The sequence below is a fragment of the Achromobacter aegrifaciens genome (genome assembly GCF_902859965.1).
In the GTDB taxonomy this organism is placed as follows: domain Bacteria; phylum Pseudomonadota; class Gammaproteobacteria; order Burkholderiales; family Burkholderiaceae_B; genus Achromobacter; species Achromobacter aegrifaciens.
Window position 1 is genome coordinate 85,158 of record NZ_CADIKO010000003.1, and the last position, 17,772, is coordinate 102,929.

The window sequence follows — 17,772 nt, forward strand, 5'->3', positions numbered from 1 at the left end:
CGTCAGTCCGCCGGCAATGAAATCGCATCCCCCAACCCCTTGACCTCTTTCAGCACGAAGGAGGTGTAGACCTCCTTCACGCCGGGCAGGGCGCCAAGCACATAGCGCGCCAGGTCGCCGAACGCGTCGAGGTCGCGGGCGATGACCGTTAGCTGATGGTCGTAGCGGCCCGACACGCAATGGCAGGTCAGCACCTCCGGCACGTCCTTGATGGCGTCCTCGAACGCCTTGACGTGTTCGGCGCCCTTCATGTCCAGCGAAATCCAGACGAACGCGGTTACGCCGAAGCCGAGCTTCTTGACGTCGACCTCGGCCCGGTAGCCGCGGATCACGCCCTCGTCCTCCAGGCGCTTGACGCGTCGCCAGCAGGGGGAGGGGGTGAGCGAAACGCGCTCGGCCAGATCGGCGCTGGAAAGCCGTCCGTCGACCTGCAAGGCGGCCAGGATCTGCAGGTCCGTGGGATCGAAATTCTTGCTTTGCACGATTTTTCCAAGAAATTGAAGGTTTCGCTAATTTCAATCCAAAATATTACACATTCGCGTCGAAAATTCGGAAATATTCGCGATTCCGCTCCGGTATCTTTGTTCGATTGCTGGAGGGGGCGTCGACGTCATGAATGCTCCCCGTTTGAACACTATGGAGCAGACATGAAAGATCCGAATCCGATACGCAAGAAGCTGTTGGCCCTGGAGCCTTCCGAGGGGTGCTGGCTGACCCTGGCGAGCCCGGCCGTGGCCGAGGCGATTGCGCATTGCGGCTTCGACTGGCTGGTCGTCGACATGGAGCATGCGCCCAACGACATGGCGGGCCTGACGGCGCAATTGCAGGCCATCGACGCGGCACGCGCGCATGGCGCCGCCGCGTATCCGGTCGTGCGCGTGACGGTGAACGATGCCGCGCTGGTGAAGCGCGCGATGGATTGCGGCGCCCAGACGATCATTTTCCCGAACATCGACACGGCCGAGGACGCGGGCCGCGCCATCGCGGCCATGCGCTTTCCGTGCGAAGGCAATGGCGGCGTGCGCGGCGTGGCGGGGCTGGTGCGGGCCGGCATGTACGGGCAGGACCCTTCCTACGTCAGGCGGGCCAATGAGCAGGCCTGCGCGATCCTGCAGATCGAATCGGCGCAGGCGGTACGCAACGTGGCAGCCATTGCCGCGCTGCCTGGGGCGGACTGCCTGTTCGTCGGCACCGCCGACCTGGCCGCCAGCCTGGGCCGGCTGGGCGACATGGCCCACGCCGAGGTGCGCGAGGCCGTGGGCCGCGTGATCGACGCCGGCCGCACGGCGGGCAAGGCGGTCGGCATTTTCGCCAACGATCCCGAAGAGGCCGCGCGTTACCGCAAGCTGGGCGTGCAATTCATTGCGCTGCACTCGGATGTGGCCTGGCTGGCCCGCGGCGCCCGCCAGGCGCGCGCGCAGTTCAGCGAGGCATGCCGCTGAGTGGCGGCGCGATCTCAATCTACTGGCAAGTCAGGAACAGGCATGAATACAGCAGTATCTACCGGCGGCGTCACGGCGAGCGCGCGCGCCAGCGTGCAGAGCTTGCGTTCGTCGCAAATCCGCGAAGTCGCCAATGCGGGCATGGGCCGCGCCGACGTGCTGCCCTTCTGGTTCGGCGAACCCGATGAGCAGACGCCGCCCGCGTTCCGCGACGCGGCCATCGCCCACATCGCTTCCGGGCAGACCTTCTATGTACAGACGCTGGGCGTGCCTGCGTTGCGCGAACGCCTGGCCGGGTATGTGAGCGGGCTGCACGGTCAACGTGATGTGGACAACATCGCAGTCACCAGCTCGGGCACGTCGGCGCTGATGACGGCCGTGCAGGCCATCGTGGGCGCGGGCGATCACGTGGTCGCCGTGACGCCCTTGTGGCCCAACCTGGTGGAAATGCCCAAGGTGCTGGGGGCGCGCGTGACGACGGTTGCGCTGTCGTTCTCCGAGAGTGGCTGGCGCCTGGACCTGGACGCCTTGCTCAGCGTCCTGACGCCGGACGTGCGAGCGCTTCTGGTGAATTCGCCGAACAACCCGACGGGCTGGGTGATGACCGCCGAGCAGCAGCGCGCGGTGCTGGAGCACTGCCGCAAGCACGGCATCTGGATCATTTCCGACGACGTGTATGAACGCTACTACTACGAAGGCGCGGTGGCGCCCACCTTCCTGGACATTGCTGCGCCGGACGACCGGGTGGTCAGCTGCAATTCGTTCTCCAAGGCCTGGCTGATGACCGGCTGGCGCGTGGGCTGGGTCGTGGTGCCGCGCGGGCTGCTGCCGGAAATCGGCAAGCTGATCGAATACAGCAACACCTGCACGCCGGGTTTCGTGCAGACCGCCGCGCTTTGCGCGCTTGAACAGGGCGAGCCCGTCATCGCGCGTACCGTGCAGCGGCTGCGGCTGGCGCGCGACCATCTGGCGTCGAAGCTGTCGCAGGTGCCCGGGGTTGAACTCGCGGGTGCGGCGCCGGGGGCGATGTACACCTTCTTCCGCATTCGGGGCGTGTCGGACAGCCTGGCGTTCTGCAAGGATCTGGTCGTGCGCGGCGGGCTGGGCCTGGCGCCGGGCATGGCGTTCGGTCCCGAGGGCGAGGGCTATCTGCGCTGGTGCTATGCCAGCGCGCACGAGCGCCTGGATGAAGGCGTGGCTAGACTGGCGCGCTTTCTGGACGCGGCGCGGAGCAAGGCTGCGTGAGCGCCAGGCCTCAACCTTAGGGTACGACCCATGAATACTGCAGAGCTTCCCCGTTCCCTGGAATGGATAGAACGGCTGGTGCGTTTCGACACGACCAGCCGCCTGTCCAATCTGGGCTTGATCGAAACGGTGCGCGACCACCTGGCCGCGACCGGTCTGGCGCCCCGATTGATCTACAACGCCGACGGCAAGAAGGCGAATCTTTTCGTGACCGTGCCTGCCGCGGACGGCGGCACCCAGGGCGGGGTGGTGCTGTCCGGCCATACCGACGTCGTGCCGGTGGACGGCCAGGCCTGGAGCAGCGATCCGTTCGCGCCCGAGGTGCGCGATGGCCGCCTATATGGCCGCGGCACTTGCGACATGAAGGGCTTCATCGGAACCGCGCTGGCCATGCTGCCGTCGTTCACGTCGCGGCGTTTGCGCGTGCCGCTGCATCTGGCGCTGAGCTATGACGAGGAGGTCGGCTGCCTGGGGGCGGACATCATGCTGCGTGAATTGGCCAAGCTGGATATCCGCCCCGATAGCTGCATCGTGGGCGAGCCCACCGAGATGCGCGTCATTTCCGCCCACAAGAGCAGCAATCTGTACCGCTGCACCGTGCATGGGCATGCCGCGCATTCTTCGTTGACGCCGCGCGGCGTCAACGCGATCGAATATGCGGCGCGCGCCATCTGCCACATCCGCGACATGGCCGACGCCCATCGCCAGAACGGCCCTTTCGACCAGGACTTCGAGGTGCCGTACACCACGGCCAACACCGGCACGATCTCGGGCGGCTTGTCCGTCAACACGATCCCGGACCGTTGCCAGTTCGAGTTCGAATTCCGCACCATCCCGGGCGTGCTGGCGCCAGATGTGATCGGCGGTTTGCGCCGCTACATCACTGGCGAGCTGCGCGACCGCATCAAGGCGGAGAACCCGCAGGCCGACATCGAGCTGGAAGCGCTGGCCGAGGTGCCCGGTTTCGATACCGCCGCCACCGCCGAGATTGCGCGGTTGGCGCAGGCGCTGACTGGCGCGCGCGGCACCGAGAAGGTGGCGTATTGCACGGAGGCCGGCCTGTTCCAGCGGGCCGGCATGACGGCGGTCATTTGCGGTCCCGGCAATCTGCAGCAGGCGCACCGGCCGGACGAGTATGTCGCGCTGTCGCAGATCGGCCTGTGCGAACAGTTCATGGAAAAGCTGGCGGGCCATCTTGCGATGACCGGCCAATGAGTTGATCGATCGTTAATTTTTAGAAAATAACAGAGGGAAAAATGGCTTATTCGGAGAAGACAACGTGGAATGCGGCCGCCGCCGGCCGCAGCAAGGCGGCGCCGGCAGGCGACCGGCGCGCCCAGGCGCGGCGCGCGGTGATCGCCGCGTCCATCGGCAATGCGCTGGAGTGGTTCGACATGATCGCGTATGGCACCTTCGCGCTGATCATCGCCAAGCTGTACTTTCCGTCCGCCAGCGAGAGCTCCTCGCTGTTGCTGGCGCTGGCCACCTTCGGCGTGTCGTTCCTGATGCGGCCGCTGGGCGCCATCGTGTTGGGCAGCTATGCCGACCGGGCGGGCCGCAAGGCGGCGCTGACGGCGTCCATTTTCCTGATGATGATAGGCACGCTGATCATCGTGGTGGTCCCCACGCATGCGCAGATCGGCGTGGCCGCATCGATCATCATCCTGGTCGCCCGGCTGATCCAGGGCTTTTCGGCGGGCGGGGAGTTCGGCAGCGCCACGGCCTTCCTCATTGAATATGCGCCGGACCGGCGCGCCTATTACGCCAGCTGGCAGGTCGCCAGCCAGGGCGCGGCGATCCTGCTGGCCGCCTTGTTCGGCGCGGTGCTCAACGCGACGCTGACCCAGGCCCAGCTGGAAAGCTGGGGCTGGCGCATTCCGTTCGTGTTCGGCCTGCTGATCGCGCCGGTGGGCTACTACATCCGCCATCACATGGATGAAACGCCGGAGTTCAGCGCGGCAGAGGCATCGGCTTCGCCGCTGAGCGACATGTTCGCGGGGCAGAAGCTGCGGCTGCTGGTTACCGTTGGCTTCGTGGCGCTGGGCTCGGTGGGCAACTACCTGGCCCTGTACATGCCTACGTACTCTATCCGCCAGTTGGGTCTGCCGCCTACCATCGGTTTTCTGGCGACGCTGGTCACGGGCGTCATCATGACGGTAGGCGCGCCCTTCGTCGGCGCGCTGGCCGACCGCATTGGACCCGCGCGCATCATGATGGCCGCGGCCCTTTCGACCGCGCTGCTGTGCTATCCCTTGTTCTATCTGCTGGTGTCGTATCCGACGGTGGGCGTTTTGATGATCGTCCAGGTCATCCTGGGCATCCTGGCGACGGCGTATTTCGCGCCCATGCCGGCGCTGATGTCCGCCATCTTCCCCGTGCAGGTGCGCACCACTGGCCTGTCCCTGGGCTACAACATTGCAGTGACGATCTTTGGCGGCTTCGCGCCATTCATCCTGACCTGGCTGATCGCGACCACCGACTCCAAGCTGTCGCCCAGCTATTACCTGCTGGCCATTGCGCTCATGGCGATGGTGTCGCTGAACGTGGCGCGCCGGACGTTCCAGCAGCGTTAGGCGCCGGGCGCCGGCCTTCGCATCGGAGGCCGGCTGGCGGCGGATGGAATGTAGCCCATTGTTGCGGGCCTGAGCGTCTTTCCGCCCAGGCTGCGGCCGTGTTCCACAGCGCGGCTGCACTATCTTGAGGACCTTCCTGATAGTACAAAATGTTGCCTGCCTCCCTTCGTGTGCTTGCTAGCATGGTCTGGCCGGAATGATCCGGCACACCGACGGAATAAGTGGAGGTTGCCATGAGCTCAAGAACAATATTCAACCGGATCGCAGTCGTTGCGGCGGCGGGTGCATTGCTGGCGGGATGCGCCACGCAGCAGCAGACCAATACCGCCGTGGGCACGGGCGCGGGGGCGGCGATCGGCGCCGGCATCGGCGCCTTGATCGGCCACGGCAAGGGCGCGGCCATCGGCGCCGGCATCGGCGCGGTGGCGGGCGGCCTGGTTGGCTACAACTGGAAGGTCGTCAAGGAAGACGTGCAGAAGTCGGGCGCTTCGTCGCTGGGCATCGACGTGGTCGAAATGCCCGACGGCAGTCTCAAGGTCAACATTCCCAGCGGCGTGTCGTTCGATACCGACAAGACGCAGCTCAAACCCGCGCTGTTGCCGGTGCTGGACAGCGTGGCGCGCTCGCTCAACCAGCATCCTGAACTGCGGGCCAAGGTGGTCGGCCATACGGACAGCACGGGCGCCCTGGCGCATAACCAGACCCTGTCGGTCAACCGCGCCAAGAGCGTGACCGACTACCTCAGCAAGCAGGGCGTGGCAGCGGGCCGCCTGACGGTCGAGGGCCGCGGGCCGAACGATCCGATCGGCGACAATGCGACCGCCGAAGGCCGCGCGCTGAACCGCCGGGTGGAGATCTACCTGTACGCGGTCCAGCAGTAAACCTGGGCCAGCCCAGTGTCCGAGGCGGCTGGCGCAACGCGCCGCCGCCCGTTTTTTTTGGAGTCCGTCATGAGCATGTTCCCTCCCGCCCGCATCGGCACCGATACCGCCGTGGCCGCCCTGTCTGGCTGGCAGGCCGTGGCGATGCGCGACGCCATCGAAAAGCGTTTCCGCTTTCCCAATTTCAATGCGGCATTCGGCTTCATGACGCGCGTCGCCATGTTTGCGGAGAAGCTGAATCATCATCCGGAATGGACCAACGTCTACAACCGCGTGGACGTGACCTTGACCACCCACGACGCCGGCGGCGTGACCGAGCTGGATGTGCGCATGGCGCAGTTCATGGACGAGGCGGCAGCGCAATTGGGCGCCACCGCGCCCAAGGCTTAGGGCGCGTTTCCTGGCGGCGTGGGCGGGAGCGGCTCTTCCGAGCCGTCCGCGTCGGGCTGCAAATGGCTGTTCACGCGGTCCAGCATGTCGCCCAGCAGGAGCTGCTCGTCGGCGCTGAGGCAGCCGAAGATCTCTTCATTGCGGCGGGCGATCAGGTCGATGACGCGCTGGTATTGCACCAGGCCTTCCGGGGTGGGCGCCAGCACCACGCCGCGTCCATCCGAGGCGGACATGGTCTTTTCCACCAGGCCGCGGTCCACCAGCGCCTGTGCTGAGCGGCTGGCCTGGCCCTTGTTCAGATTGGCCGCCAGCGCCAGATCGTTGACCGACAAGGGCGCGTAGCGGCCGATGGCCGCCAGGCAGCGCGCCTCGCCCAGAGGAATCCCGCATTCTTCCAGATAGGCGCGATTCGTGTCCCTGTCCGTGATCTTGTTGAGCACGTGCAGGCGGTAGGTCAGGAATCGTTCCAGGGCGGGCTGTTTCACGTCGGGCGGGCAGGGGCGGAGGCGGGATAGTGTGCCACAGGGCCGTTGGCCAGGCAGGCGGCTTCCGCCTGGGCCAGCAGCGCGGCGGCGTCGCGCGCATCGCTCACGCGGGCCAGCAGCGACAGGCTCAGGATCGACAGGAAGAGCGACGCCTGTTCTTCGCCGACGCGCGTCAGGGTCTGCGCCATGGCGGTATAGACCTGGTCCAGTTCATCGTTGTTCATGCTAGCTCTTCCTTGTGCGCGTCCAGTGCGATCGAGGGGTAGTAGGGCTTGAGCGCGGCGCGCAGGGTGGCGGCCGAGGGGGCAATCCAGCGTCCCAGCACGTAGCCGTCAGGCCGCAGCAGGTAGACGGCGCCGGCTTGCGCGCCGTAGCGCTGGCGTAGCTGCCCGTGCGGGTCCTGCAAGGCATCATCGCCCGTCTTCAGCACGCGCAGCGGCTGGGGCGAGTTGCGGGTGGCGGCGGCCAGGGCGTCCAGTTCGGCCGCCAGAGCGGTGTCGGGAGCCAGCGCCAGCGCGACGAAGCCGGCGCCAAAGCACGCGCTGAGATGCAGCGGCGCGCCGCGATCATGCAGCAGCGATTCGGGCGCGGGCTGGCCGGGCGCGGCGGTTACGCCGGCCTGCGGCGCGCCATCATCCAGGTTCAGCGGCGAGGCATCGTAGGAGATGGGCGCCGATTGCCGCGGGTTGATCAGCTGGCGCACCCGCTCATCCGTCAGCGCCAGGCGCAGGGCGGCCTCGCGCATCAGGCGGAATCCGAAGTCCGGCGGGGCCATGAATTCGGTGCTCTTGGCGCCATAGGTCAGGTTCTGGCGGGTGGCGTGGACGCGCTCCACGCTGTAGCTGTCCAGCAGGCTGTCGGGAGCCTGGCCTCGCAGCACCCAGGCCAGCTTCCAGGCCAGGTTGCCGGCATCGTCCAGTCCCGAGTTCAGGCCCCGCACGCCGAAGATCGGCACCAGGTGGGCGGCGTCGCCGGCGAACAGCACGCGTCCGTGGCGGTAGTTTTCCAAGGTCAGGCACTTGGCGTTGTAGATGGAGATCCACAGCGGCTTCCAAGGCGCGGTTTCGCCGATCATGTCCAGATGGCTTTGCACGCGGGGCAGCACGTTCTCGGGCTTTACGGCCTCTTCGGGGTCCTCGTCGTCGCGGATCTGGTAGTCCACCCGCCACACGTTGCCGGGCTGGCGGTGCATGAGCAGGGTAGAGCCGGGATTGGAAGGCGGATCGAACCAGGCCAGGCGCTCCACGGGGCGGCTGGACTCCTGTTCGATGTCCACGATCACGTAGCGTCCTTCGTACTGCATGCCTTCCAGCTTCAGGCCCATGGCCTCGCGTACGGTGCTGCGGCCGCCGTCGCAGGCGATCAGCCAATCGGCGCGCACGGTCTGGCGGCCGCCTTCGATGTCCACTTCAGCCGTGACGCCGTCCGCGTCGGCGCTCAGGCCGGCAAGCCGCGCCGACCAGCGCAGCTCGGCCAGCGCCGGATGGCGCTGCATGGCCTGATGGGCGTACTCCTCGACGGCGTATTGCTGGATGTTGACCATGGGCGCGTAGCGCTGCAGCGGATCGTGCGGCATCTCGAAATGCAGGACTTCGCTGTTGCGGAAGTAGCTGCGGCCGCCGGTCCAGGCCAGACCGGTGGCGGTCAGGGGCCGGTCGGCGCCGACCCAGCCCATGATTTCCTGCGACCGCCGCGAGATGCAGATGGCGCGGCTGCCGCTGCAATAGTCGTCGTCGGCCTCCAGGGTCAGCGAGGGGATGCCGTATTCGGCAAGCAGGGCGGCCAGCGTCAGGCCGACGGGGCCGCCGCCGGCGATAAGGACGGGAACGTGCGCGGGGAGCGGCATGCTGTCTCCAGAAATTGGTTGTTTGCGCAACTATATGCTTAAGAGGTTGCGCGCGCAACTATATTTTTGGGGCAAAAAAAACCCGCCGGATCAGGGCGGGTCTTCGGGCGCGGCGTATCTATCAGTTGCGCACGTAATAGATGCGCATCGCCTGCTGCTTCTGGGCGCCGTCCAGCACGCGCAGCACCACGACCTTGGCAGTGAAACCGTCGGGCAGCTTCAGTTGGCCCAGGGCGTAGTCGTAACGGTCGACGTTCAGGGCGGGGCCTTCCGGCGTGACGGTGGCGGCGCGGCCGTTGGGGTAGGTGCCGTCGATGGAGAAGGTCAGGGTGCCTTTGAACGGCGCGCCCTGGCGATCCTCGCGCATGACCAGCACCTGGTAGTCCAGCAGACCGGGCGCGCGCTTGAAGGTGGCCGAGCGGATGCCCAGGTTGCCGCCGCGCGGGTCGGCGGGCATGGCGTCCTGGAACAGCACCAGTTCCTTGTTCAGCGTGTCAATCTTGCTGCGGGCTTCAGAAAGGTCGGCGGTCAGCTTTTCATGGCCGGACTTGTTGGCGTCGCGTTGTTGGGTGGCTTCCTCAAGCTGGCTTTGCAGGCGCTGGCGCTCCAGGTTGGCGGTGCTCAGTTCGCTGTGCAGCTGCTCGGATTGCTCCACGGTCAGGCGTTGCGGGCCGTAGTTGGTCTGCAGGAAGAGCACGCCGCCGGCGCCCAGGGCGATGCCCACCAGCAGCAGGACCAGCCAGCGCGGCATGCGGCGCGTGCGTTGACCGGGCTGGTATACGGAAGGCTTGAATACAGCCCGTTGCGATCTTCCAAACATCCCCATTCCTAGAAAACTTCCTGTGTGTTTGCTCGCCCGCGCGCTGCGCGCGCAGGTCAAAGCGCTAGAGAATACCCCGTTAGCCGGGACCGTTGGGTGCGCGGACAAGCCTGGTTGCGCACCTTGATATTGTGAAATATGTGGACATCAGCGTGCTTGGCCGGTGAGCTCGGCATCCAGGTCGGCGAGCCGCTGCGGCGTGCCGACATCCGTCCATTTGCCCTGGTGGCGCGCGCCGCGCACCAGGCCGCGGGCCATGGCTTGCCGGAGCAGAGGCGCCAGGGGCGCTGCCGCGCCCCGGGGGACGTCGGCGAACAACGAGGGATGGTAGACGCCGATGCCCGCAAAGGTCAAACGAGGTTCGCCCTGGGCATGGACGCTGCCGTCGGCATCCAGGCGGAAATCGCCAGCCGGATGCTGGGGCGGGTTGTCCGCCAGCAGCAGCCAGGCGCCGCCTTCAGGCAATGTGCGCGCCAAGCCTGCGGCCGCGGCGGGGTCCCAGTCGCACCAGACGTCGCCGTTGACGACGAGGAAGGGCTCGTCGCCCAGCAACGGCAGCGCCTGGACGATGCCGCCGGCGGTTTCCAGCGCGGAGGTTTCGGCCGAATAGCGGATCTGTACGCCGTATATGCTGCCGTCGCCCAGCGCCTGCTCGATTTCGTGGCCGAGCCAGGCATGGTTGATGACCACGTCTCGGATGCCGGCGGCCGCCAGCCGCCGCAGGTGCGAGACGATGAGCGGCTGGCCGCCCACGGACAACAGGGGCTTGGGCAGGCGGTCGGTGAGGGGGCGCATCCGTTCGCCGCGGCCCGCCGCGAGGATCATGGCCCGCATCAGAAGGTGTATCCGACGCTGACCTGGCGGTCGTCGAGCTTGTCCAGCAGGCGCAGCAGCGGCGTGAAGACGCCGTAGCGCTGGGCCACCTGGCGCACGTAGCCGTTCATGCGCGGAATGTGGGCCAGGTAATGCGCCTTGCCATCGCGGTGATTCAGGCGGGCGAACACGCCCAGGATGCGCAGGTTGCGTTGCAGGCCCATCCATTCATAGGCGCGGTGGAACTCCGCGAAATCCGAGTCCACCGGCAGGCCGGCCGCCCGCGCCATTTCCCAATAGCGGATGGCCCAGTCCAATTGCTGGGGTTCTTCCCAGGTCGTGCGGGCATCCGTCACCAGGGAGGCCAGGTCATAGGTGATGGGGCCGGCCAGCGCATCCTGGAAGTCGATGATGCCCGGGTTCGGTCCGTACTTCGGCTGGTCGCAGACCATCAGGTTGGGCGAATGGTAGTCGCGATGCACCAGCACCTGGGCCTGTCCGCCATTGCTCGCGGACAGTAATGCGAAGATCTTTTCCAGCGCGTTTGCGGTCTTGTCGTCCAGCGTCACGCCGTGATGCTTCTGCACGTACCACTCGGGGAAGAGCTTGAGTTCGTCAGCCAGGCGGGCGGTGTCATAAGTGCCCAGGCCGGCAGTGGAGGCCTGTTGCAGGCGGACCAGGGCGGCCAGGGCCTCTCGATACAGCGTCTGCAGTTCGCTGTCCGGCAGTCCGGCCTGAATGCGCTGGTAGTAGGTCTGCTCGCCCAGGTCGGACAACAGCAGCAAGCCCTGGTCCAGATCCTGCTCCAGCACTGCAGGCACGTTCAGGCCGACGTCCGCCAGCAGACGGTCCACGTGCAGGAAGGGCCGGCAATCCTCGTGTGCGGGCGGGGCGTCCATGACTATCAAGGTGCGCTCGCCGGCGTCCAGCCTGAAATAGCGGCGGAAGCTGGCGTCGGCCGACGCCGGACGCAGCGTGTCGATGGCCAGGTTCAGGCTGGCGGGCAGGCCGCCCAGCCAGTGGCGGATCTGCTCCAGGCGGGGGTCGTGATCGTTTTTCAAGGAAGATCCGTGTCAGAAAGGCAATATTGCTGAGAATTGTGTCCCGAGCACATAAGTCTGGGCCTATGGCGCGGCTTCTCTATAATACCGGCTCGTTTCCGTTAGCATTGGCCCTCCGTGGGTGCCGGTGTCGCGTTCCCACCATCGTCAAAAAGGGCTGTTTTCACTCGTGCGCAAGGTTCGATGGTTGATCCTCTCTGCTGTCAGTGTCGCCGCCGGAGCCGTCCAGGCCCAAGGTAGCCAGGGCAGCGCTCCCGCCGCGTCGTCGACCTCGGCGACTCCCGTGTTGCGCACCTCGCCGGGCCTGCGGATCCACCGCCTGCCGGACGACAGCATTCCCGCCTTCATGGAGGCGGACAGCATTGATGGCGATCCCGACTCTGACCTGACCCTGACGGGCAATGCCCAGGTGCGCCGCATCGACAGCGTGATCAAGGGCGACCGCATCAACTACCGCAAGGACACGGGCGAAGTCGACGTGCAGGGCAGCGCGCGCATGATGCGCGACGGCACCCTGGTGATCGGGCCGAATGCCAAGTTCAACGTCGACAAGTCCTCGGGCGAGATCGAAAAACCCAATTTCTGGATGGGCGCCAACGGCGGCTTCGCCGTCGCCGAGCATGCGGACATCTTCAGCCGCTCGCAGATGCGGCTGCACACGGTGACGTACAGCGGCTGCGCCTGCGAAACGCCGTCCTGGTACATCAAGGCCAATACCGTCGACATCGACTTCGATGAGAACGAAGGTGTGGCCCGCAGCGGTGTGCTGTATTTCAAGGACGTGCCCATCCTGGCGTCGCCTTACATGACCTTTCCGGTCAAGCGGGAGCGCAAGTCGGGCTTCCTGATGCCGACCTATGGCACGACCAGCCAGGGCGGTTTCGATTTTTCGATTCCGTACTACCTGAATCTGGCGCCGAACTATGACATGACCGTGCAGCCGCGCTACTTCTCCAAGCGCGGGCTGCAGCTCGGAGGGGAGTTTCGGTATCTTGGTCCGGGTTTCGCAGGTGATCTGAATGGCACCTACTTGCCCAACGACAATATTACGGGCACCGACCGCTGGATGTATTGGTGGCGTCACCAGCAGACGTTCTCTCATGGCTTCTATGCAGATTGGGATTTCGCCAAGGTCTCGGACGACAATTATTTTCGGGATATTTCCCAGCTGGGCTTGAATCAGGCATCCACAACCTATCTGCCTCAGCGCGCGCGCGTGGGCTGGGGATCGCCTTCCGGCTACTGGAGTGCATACGCCCAGGTCTACAAGTATCAGACGCTGCAGGATCCGGATGCGCCGTTGTCGCCGCCGTACGATAAGGAACCCGAACTCTTCTTCCGCGGAGCACGCTACGATTGGGGTGGCTTCGATGTGGACTGGACCTCGACTGCCGTACGCTTCAAGAAGCCCCTGCTGAACGGCGCACGCACAGGCCCCGAAGGCGACCGCTTGCAGTCATATCCCACGGTTTCCTATCCGATCGTGCGCCCCGGCTGGTTCATAGTTCCGAAGGCGGGGGTGAACTACACCCAATACCAGACCAATTGGTATAGCAGGGACTGGCTGGGCTTGAATGCTGGGACGTCCAGCGCGGGCACCTCGTTTGGCTACCCGCAGTCGCAATCGCGCACGGTGCCCATCATGTCGCTGGATTCCGGCCTGATTTTCGAACGCGATACGACCCTGTTTGGCAAGGCATCTACACAGACTCTCGAACCGCGCCTGTACTACCTCTACGTGCCTTACCGTGACCAGTCCAAGCTGCCGGTCTACGACACGTCGCTGGCCGATTTCAGCTTCTCGCAGGCATTCGAGGAAAATATCTACAGCGGCGGCTGGGATCGCATTGCGAACGCGAACCAACTGACGGCGGCGCTGACCACGCGCTGGCTGGACGCCAATACGGGTTTTGAGCGCATGTCGCTGGCCGTCGCGCAGCGCTTGTATTTCGCCGATCAGAAGGTCACGTTGCCCGGCGAAACGCCGCGTGAAAACGTCCGCTCGGACTTCCTCGTTGGTGCGAGCGCAGCGCTCACGGACACGCTCAGTACTGAAGTCGCTGCGCAATACAACCCATACGACAACAATTGGTCTCGCGGTCTGATCAGTGCACGCTGGGCGCCGCAACGTTTGACCACGATTGCCTTGTCTTATCGTTATCAGCGTGACCCTCAGCCTGGTGTCTACTATCAGCCGCAGGGCCAGAACCAGGTCAGCATGGCGGTACAGTGGCCGTTCAGCAAGCGCTGGTATGGTGTCGGACGGGTGGACTATTCCTTGCGTTCCGGGCCTTCCAGCACGATTGCCGATACGACGGAATCGCCCCGCGTGACGCAGGCCATCGCCGGCCTGGAGTACAAGGGAGATTGCTGCTGGGTGGGCCGCGTGGTCTACCAGCGATATGCGGTCTCCGCCACGGACGCGAACTCTGCGGTGTTCTTCCAGCTTGAACTGACCGGTCTGGGCTCCCTGGGAACCGACCCGATGAACCTGCTGAACAGAAGTATCCCCGGCTACACGCGCATTACGCCGCCTGTGCCTGCCGGGACCACATTTGAAAGGTATGAATGATGCGTAGGTTGCACTCTTTGCGCCGCCTCTCTGGCAATGCGCTGCTGTTGGCCGTGTGCGCCGGCTTGCCCGTGGCCCATGCGGCCGAGCAGGGCGGCAAGGCCGCGAACAATGGCGCCAAGCCGAATTCCGCCGCGCAGAAGAACGCTGCGCCCGCGCCGCAGCGCGAGCAGTTCGTCGATGGCATTGCTGCTGTCGTGGACAAGGACGTGATCACGCTGCGCGAATTGCGCGATGCGTCGTTGCGCATTTCGAGCGAGCTCAAGACCCGGGGCATCCAGGTGCCCGATGATCAGACCTTGCAGCATCAGGTATTGCAACGCCTGATCATGGAGCGCGTGCAGCGCCATGAGGCGGATCGCCTGGGCATACGCGTGGATGATGCGCAAATCGACCAAGCCATCCAGACCATTGCGTCCCGCAACAAGATCACCGTGGCCCAGCTACGCCTGGAAATCGAAAGAACCGGCACGAGCTGGGACGGTTATCGCAAGTCGCTGCGCGACGAGATCCGCACGGATCGCCTGCGTCAGCGCGCGGTGGATTCCACGATCGTGATTTCCGACGCCGAAGTCGACGCGTTCCTGAAGGATCAGCGGCGCAATCCGGCGTTCGGCGCCGCGCCGCAGGCAGCCCCGCAACCGCAGGCCCAGCCGCAGCCCGAACCCCAACAGGCCGCTGCGCCGTCGGGCCCGATGCTCTACGCCCTGGCCCAGATTCTGGTGCGCGTGCCGGAAGGTTCGTCGCCCGAGCAGCTGGCGGTGCTGCGCAAGAAGGCCGAAAGCCTGCTGGCGCAAGCCAAGCGTGGCGATGACTTCGCCAGCCTGGCCGCCGCGGCCTCGGACGGTCCCGAAGCCTTGCAAGGCGGCGTCATGGGTGTGCGCCCGCTGGACGGCTGGCCCGACCTGTTTGTTCAGGCCGTCGGCAATCTGCAAAAAGGCCAGGTCAGCGGCCTGATCCAGAGCGGCAACGGTTTCCACATCATCAAGGTGATGGACCGCGGCACCGCCCAGCCGGCGCCCGCCCGCACGGCCCGCGCTCCGGCGCCGGCCCAGGCGCCGCAGCCCGCCGCCGCGCCCGCGCAGGCGCCTGCGCACCAAGGCCCTGTGGAAGTGATGCAGACTCGCGCGCGCCACATCCTGATCAAGACCTCCACCGTCATGAGCGACGAAATGGCGCGTCAGCGCCTGGAGCAGGTGCGTCAGCGCCTGGTGAGCGGCGGCGCCAAGTTCGAGGACATGGCGCGCCAGTATTCGCAGGACGCGACCGCCCCGCAAGGCGGCGAATTGGGTTGGTTGAACCCGGGCGAAACCGTGCCGCCGTTCGAGGCCGCCATGAACGCCCTGAAGCCGGGTGAAATCAGCCAACCGGTGCAATCGCCCTTCGGCTGGCACCTGATCGAAGTGGAAGAGCGCCGCCAGCACGACGCCACCGACGATATGGCTCGCATGAAGGCCCGTCAGACCTTGTTTGAACGCCGCGCCCAGCCGGCTTTCGAGGATTGGCTGGAGCAGTTGCGCGCCCAGGCGTACATCGACAATCGTCTGGAAAAGCAGCAGAAGATCCAGCAGAACAACCGCTAAACGCATTACAGGCTTTACATGTCCCAGCACCAGGCGCGCAAGCGCTTTGGCCAGAACTTCCTGACCGACGAGAGCGTGGTCGAGTCCATCGTCCGGGCGGTTTCGCCCGCCCGCGACGACACCGTGGTCGAGATCGGCCCGGGCTTGTCCGCGCTTACCCGGCCGTTGCTCGAACGCCTGGATCACCTGACGGCGGTCGAGATCGACCGCGACCTGGCGGCGCGCCTGCGCAAGCAGTTCGACGCCAGCCGCCTGACCGTGGTCGAGGCCGATGCCTTGACGGTGGATTTTTCCCAGTTCGGGCCTGCGCTGCGCGTGGTGGGGAACCTGCCCTACAACATCTCCAGCCCGTTGCTGTTCCATCTGATGACCTGGGCCGATCACGTCCGCGACCAGCATTTCATGCTTCAGCGGGAAGTGATCGACCGCATGGTCGCGCAGCCCGGTTCAGGCGACTTCAGCCGCCTGTCGGTGATGCTGCAGTCGCGCTACCGCATGCACAAGCTGTTCGACGTGCCGCCGGAAGCCTTTGACCCGCCGCCCAAGGTGGTGTCGGCGATCGTGCGCATGGTGCCCTTGCCGGCGGACCGTCTGCGTCCGGTCAGCGAGCGGGCCTTCGAAACCGTGGTGGCGCGGGCATTCTCACAGCGCCGCAAGATGCTGCGCCGGGTGCTGGCGGACTGGGCGCAGCAAGTGCCCTGGGAAGCGCTGGACATCGCGCCCACGGCGCGCGCCGAGGATATTTCGGTGGACCGGTACATCCGTCTGGCGGATGCGCTCGTGGCGGCCGGAGTGCTGCAGGCCGAGTGAGGCTGGATCCGCAAAATGAAGAAGCCCGCGCAAGCGGGCTTCTTCGTTTGGGTTTCTACAACATGCGCTTCTGCGCGGTCATCCAGAGCTGCATGACGTCGCGGGCGCGGTCAGCCAGCAGCTTTTCGGCGTCCGTGAGCGCCTGCTGCAGCGTGATGGGGCCGGGCGCCAGGCTGAACGCGGCGCTGATGCCGCAGGCGTGCAGCGCTTCGTAGCCTTCGCCCAGCGAGCCGGCCAGCGCCACTACGGGCACGCCCGCGCGCTGCGCGATCTTCGCCACGCCGGCCGGAGTCTTGCCCCGCAGGGTCTGCGCGTCCATGCGGCCTTCGCCCGTGAACACCAGGGTCGCGCCTTCGACCGCCCGGGCCAGCCCGCCCAGTTCGGCCACGATCTCCACGCCGGGCCGGAAACCTGCGTTCAGGAACGCCTTGGCGGCGAATCCCAGGCCGCCCGCCGCGCCCGCGCCTGGGTGGTCGCGATGGTCGGAGCCCAGGTGCTTGGCGCACACATCTGCGAAATTCGTCAGCATCTGATCCAGGATCAGCACCTGTTCAGGCGTCGCGCCCTTTTGCGGGCCGAACACATGCGAGGCGCCCTGTGGGCCGCACAAAGGGTTGTCCACGTCCGAGGCAATGTCGATGCGGATCTGGGCCAGGCGCGGATCCAGGCCGTGGGTATCGATGCTGGCCAACTTGCCCAGCGCGCCGCCGCCGGGCGGCAGGCTGCGGCCGTCAGCGTCCAGCAGGCGCACGCCCAGCGCAGTCAGCATGCCGGCGCCCGCGTCGTTGGTGGCCGATCCGCCCAGGCCCAGGATGATGCGCTTGGCGCCTGCGTTCAAGGCTGCCAGCATCAGTTCGCCCACGCCGTGGCTGCTGGCGCGCATCGGATCGCGCTTGGCAGGGGCGATGAGTTCCAGGCCCGCCGCCGCGGCCATCTCGATCACCGCCGTGCCGTCCTCGAGCAAGCCCCAGACGGCGTCGACCTTGTAGCCCAACGCATCGTTCACCGTCTGTTGGCGCTCCTTGCCGCCGGTCGCCGCGAGCACGGCTTCGACCGTGCCTTCGCCGCCGTCGGCCATCGGAATGCATACCGTGTGAGCGCCGGGAACAGCGGCCTTCACGCCGCGTGCAATGGCTGCCGCGGCATCGGGGGCGGACACGCTTTCTTTGAAAGAGTCGGGGGCGATGACGATTTTCACGGGTTCAGTCGAGCTCGTTTTTCGGTTGAGGTGATGCCCATGATACCTGCGCG

17 protein-coding genes are annotated in these 17,772 nt (G+C 65.9%); 9 read left to right on the forward strand and 8 right to left on the reverse strand.

Translation table 11 applies throughout. The features are described from left to right. Nucleotides 1-2: 2 nt before the first annotated feature. On the reverse strand, nt 3-482 hold the full coding sequence (locus tag HV793_RS19415; RefSeq protein WP_054457549.1) for an Lrp/AsnC family transcriptional regulator: 480 nt from the start codon (nt 480-482) through the stop codon (nt 3-5). Between the two features lie 165 nt (nt 483-647). Between HV793_RS19415 and HV793_RS19420 the strand changes: the two genes are divergently transcribed. The 6 genes from HV793_RS19420 (at nt 648) to HV793_RS19445 (ending at nt 6,531) form a co-directional block, all read left to right on the forward strand. Then, nucleotides 648-1,442, forward strand: a complete 795-nt coding sequence (locus tag HV793_RS19420) for an HpcH/HpaI aldolase family protein (protein WP_175213803.1) — start codon at nt 648-650, stop codon at nt 1,440-1,442. A 42-nt stretch (nt 1,443-1,484) separates the two neighbouring features. Beyond that, the gene (locus HV793_RS19425; protein WP_054457547.1) at nt 1,485-2,687 is read left to right on the forward strand and encodes a pyridoxal phosphate-dependent aminotransferase; all 1,203 of its coding nucleotides are present in this window, start codon (nt 1,485-1,487) and stop codon (nt 2,685-2,687) included. Between the two features lie 30 nt (nt 2,688-2,717). Beyond that, nucleotides 2,718-3,902, forward strand: a complete 1,185-nt coding sequence (gene argE / locus HV793_RS19430) for an acetylornithine deacetylase (RefSeq protein WP_175182156.1) — start codon at nt 2,718-2,720, stop codon at nt 3,900-3,902. Between the two features lie 41 nt (nt 3,903-3,943). After that, nucleotides 3,944-5,260 (forward strand): MFS transporter, encoded by a 1,317-nt coding sequence (locus HV793_RS19435; RefSeq protein ID WP_225589007.1) that lies wholly within the window; start codon nt 3,944-3,946, stop codon nt 5,258-5,260. Nucleotides 5,261-5,493: 233 nt separating this feature from the next. Next, nucleotides 5,494-6,141, forward strand: coding sequence for a YiaD family glycine zipper/OmpA-like lipoprotein (locus HV793_RS19440; RefSeq protein ID WP_054457545.1), 648 nt, complete (start codon nt 5,494-5,496; stop codon nt 6,139-6,141). A 69-nt stretch (nt 6,142-6,210) separates the two neighbouring features. Further along, nucleotides 6,211-6,531: a 4a-hydroxytetrahydrobiopterin dehydratase gene (locus tag HV793_RS19445; protein WP_119451434.1), complete on the forward strand. Its 321-nt coding sequence runs from the start codon at nt 6,211-6,213 to the stop codon at nt 6,529-6,531. Here the strand turns inward: HV793_RS19445 and HV793_RS19450 are convergent. The 6 genes from HV793_RS19450 to HV793_RS19475 form a co-directional block, all read right to left on the reverse strand. After that, entirely contained in the window at nt 6,528-7,016 is a 489-nt protein-coding gene (locus HV793_RS19450) for a MarR family winged helix-turn-helix transcriptional regulator (protein ID WP_175213804.1), read from the reverse strand. The two genes, HV793_RS19445 and HV793_RS19450, sit on opposite strands and share 4 nt — an antisense overlap. Beyond that, the gene (locus tag HV793_RS19455; RefSeq protein ID WP_054457542.1) at nt 7,013-7,240 is read right to left on the reverse strand and encodes a hypothetical protein; all 228 of its coding nucleotides are present in this window, start codon (nt 7,238-7,240) and stop codon (nt 7,013-7,015) included. The genes HV793_RS19450 and HV793_RS19455 overlap by 4 nt, the downstream gene beginning before the upstream one ends. Next, nucleotides 7,237-8,862, reverse strand: a complete 1,626-nt coding sequence (locus tag HV793_RS19460) for an FAD-dependent oxidoreductase (RefSeq protein ID WP_175213805.1) — start codon at nt 8,860-8,862, stop codon at nt 7,237-7,239. Before HV793_RS19460 ends, HV793_RS19455 begins: the two co-directional genes overlap by 4 nt. A 121-nt stretch (nt 8,863-8,983) precedes the next feature. After that, complete coding sequence (locus HV793_RS19465) at nt 8,984-9,682, reverse strand: DUF6776 family protein (RefSeq protein ID WP_054457540.1); 699 nt, start codon at nt 9,680-9,682, stop codon at nt 8,984-8,986. Nucleotides 9,683-9,829: 147 nt separating this feature from the next. Beyond that, nucleotides 9,830-10,516 carry an N-acetylmuramate alpha-1-phosphate uridylyltransferase MurU gene (murU, locus tag HV793_RS19470; protein WP_175213806.1) on the reverse strand — a complete coding sequence of 229 codons (687 nt, stop codon included), beginning with the start codon at nt 10,514-10,516 and terminating at the stop codon, nt 9,830-9,832. After that, on the reverse strand, nt 10,516-11,556 hold the full coding sequence (locus HV793_RS19475; RefSeq protein ID WP_119451437.1) for an aminoglycoside phosphotransferase family protein: 1,041 nt from the start codon (nt 11,554-11,556) through the stop codon (nt 10,516-10,518). The genes murU and HV793_RS19475 overlap by 1 nt, the downstream gene beginning before the upstream one ends. 169 nt (nt 11,557-11,725) lie before the next feature. Here HV793_RS19475 and HV793_RS19480 point away from each other — a divergent pair, with 169 nt between their 5' ends. Genes HV793_RS19480 through rsmA form a run of 3 tightly spaced genes read left to right on the forward strand, consistent with a single transcriptional unit; the run spans nt 11,726 to nt 16,521 of the window. Beyond that, entirely contained in the window at nt 11,726-14,128 is a 2,403-nt protein-coding gene (locus HV793_RS19480; RefSeq protein ID WP_175214056.1) for an LPS-assembly protein LptD, read from the forward strand. Next, a complete protein-coding gene (locus tag HV793_RS19485) occupies nt 14,125-15,711 on the forward strand; it encodes a peptidylprolyl isomerase (protein WP_175213807.1) in 1,587 nt (528 codons plus the stop codon). The genes HV793_RS19480 and HV793_RS19485 overlap by 4 nt, the downstream gene beginning before the upstream one ends. 18 nt (nt 15,712-15,729) lie before the next feature. Then, entirely contained in the window at nt 15,730-16,521 is a 792-nt protein-coding gene (gene rsmA, locus HV793_RS19490; RefSeq protein WP_119451439.1) for a 16S rRNA (adenine(1518)-N(6)/adenine(1519)-N(6))-dimethyltransferase RsmA, read from the forward strand. A gap of 55 nt (nt 16,522-16,576) precedes the next feature. Here the strand turns inward: rsmA and HV793_RS19495 are convergent, their stop codons facing one another. Continuing rightward, nucleotides 16,577-17,719 carry a glycerate kinase gene (locus HV793_RS19495; RefSeq protein WP_125473214.1) on the reverse strand — a complete coding sequence of 381 codons (1,143 nt, stop codon included), beginning with the start codon at nt 17,717-17,719 and terminating at the stop codon, nt 16,577-16,579. Nucleotides 17,720-17,772: the final 53 nt, after the last annotated feature.

What these genes read in the sequence shown, in the direction of transcription:
- HV793_RS19485 (WP_175213807.1), top strand. Translation starts at nt 14,125, where the DNA reads ATGATGCGTAGGTTGCACTCTTTGCGCCGCCTCTCTGGCAATGCGCTG.
- murU (WP_175213806.1), bottom strand. Translation starts at nt 10,516, where the DNA reads ATGCGGGCCATGATCCTCGCGGCGGGCCGCGGCGAACGGATGCGCCCC.
- HV793_RS19455 (WP_054457542.1), bottom strand. Translation starts at nt 7,240, where the DNA reads ATGAACAACGATGAACTGGACCAGGTCTATACCGCCATGGCGCAGACC.
- HV793_RS19435 (WP_225589007.1), top strand. Translation starts at nt 3,944, where the DNA reads ATGGCTTATTCGGAGAAGACAACGTGGAATGCGGCCGCCGCCGGCCGC.
- HV793_RS19425 (WP_054457547.1), top strand. Translation starts at nt 1,485, where the DNA reads ATGAATACAGCAGTATCTACCGGCGGCGTCACGGCGAGCGCGCGCGCC.
- HV793_RS19465 (WP_054457540.1), bottom strand. Translation starts at nt 9,682, where the DNA reads ATGTTTGGAAGATCGCAACGGGCTGTATTCAAGCCTTCCGTATACCAG.
- HV793_RS19460 (WP_175213805.1), bottom strand. Translation starts at nt 8,862, where the DNA reads ATGCCGCTCCCCGCGCACGTTCCCGTCCTTATCGCCGGCGGCGGCCCC.
- HV793_RS19445 (WP_119451434.1), top strand. Translation starts at nt 6,211, where the DNA reads ATGAGCATGTTCCCTCCCGCCCGCATCGGCACCGATACCGCCGTGGCC.
- HV793_RS19420 (WP_175213803.1), top strand. Translation starts at nt 648, where the DNA reads ATGAAAGATCCGAATCCGATACGCAAGAAGCTGTTGGCCCTGGAGCCT.
- argE (WP_175182156.1), top strand. Translation starts at nt 2,718, where the DNA reads ATGAATACTGCAGAGCTTCCCCGTTCCCTGGAATGGATAGAACGGCTG.
- HV793_RS19440 (WP_054457545.1), top strand. Translation starts at nt 5,494, where the DNA reads ATGAGCTCAAGAACAATATTCAACCGGATCGCAGTCGTTGCGGCGGCG.
- rsmA (WP_119451439.1), top strand. Translation starts at nt 15,730, where the DNA reads ATGTCCCAGCACCAGGCGCGCAAGCGCTTTGGCCAGAACTTCCTGACC.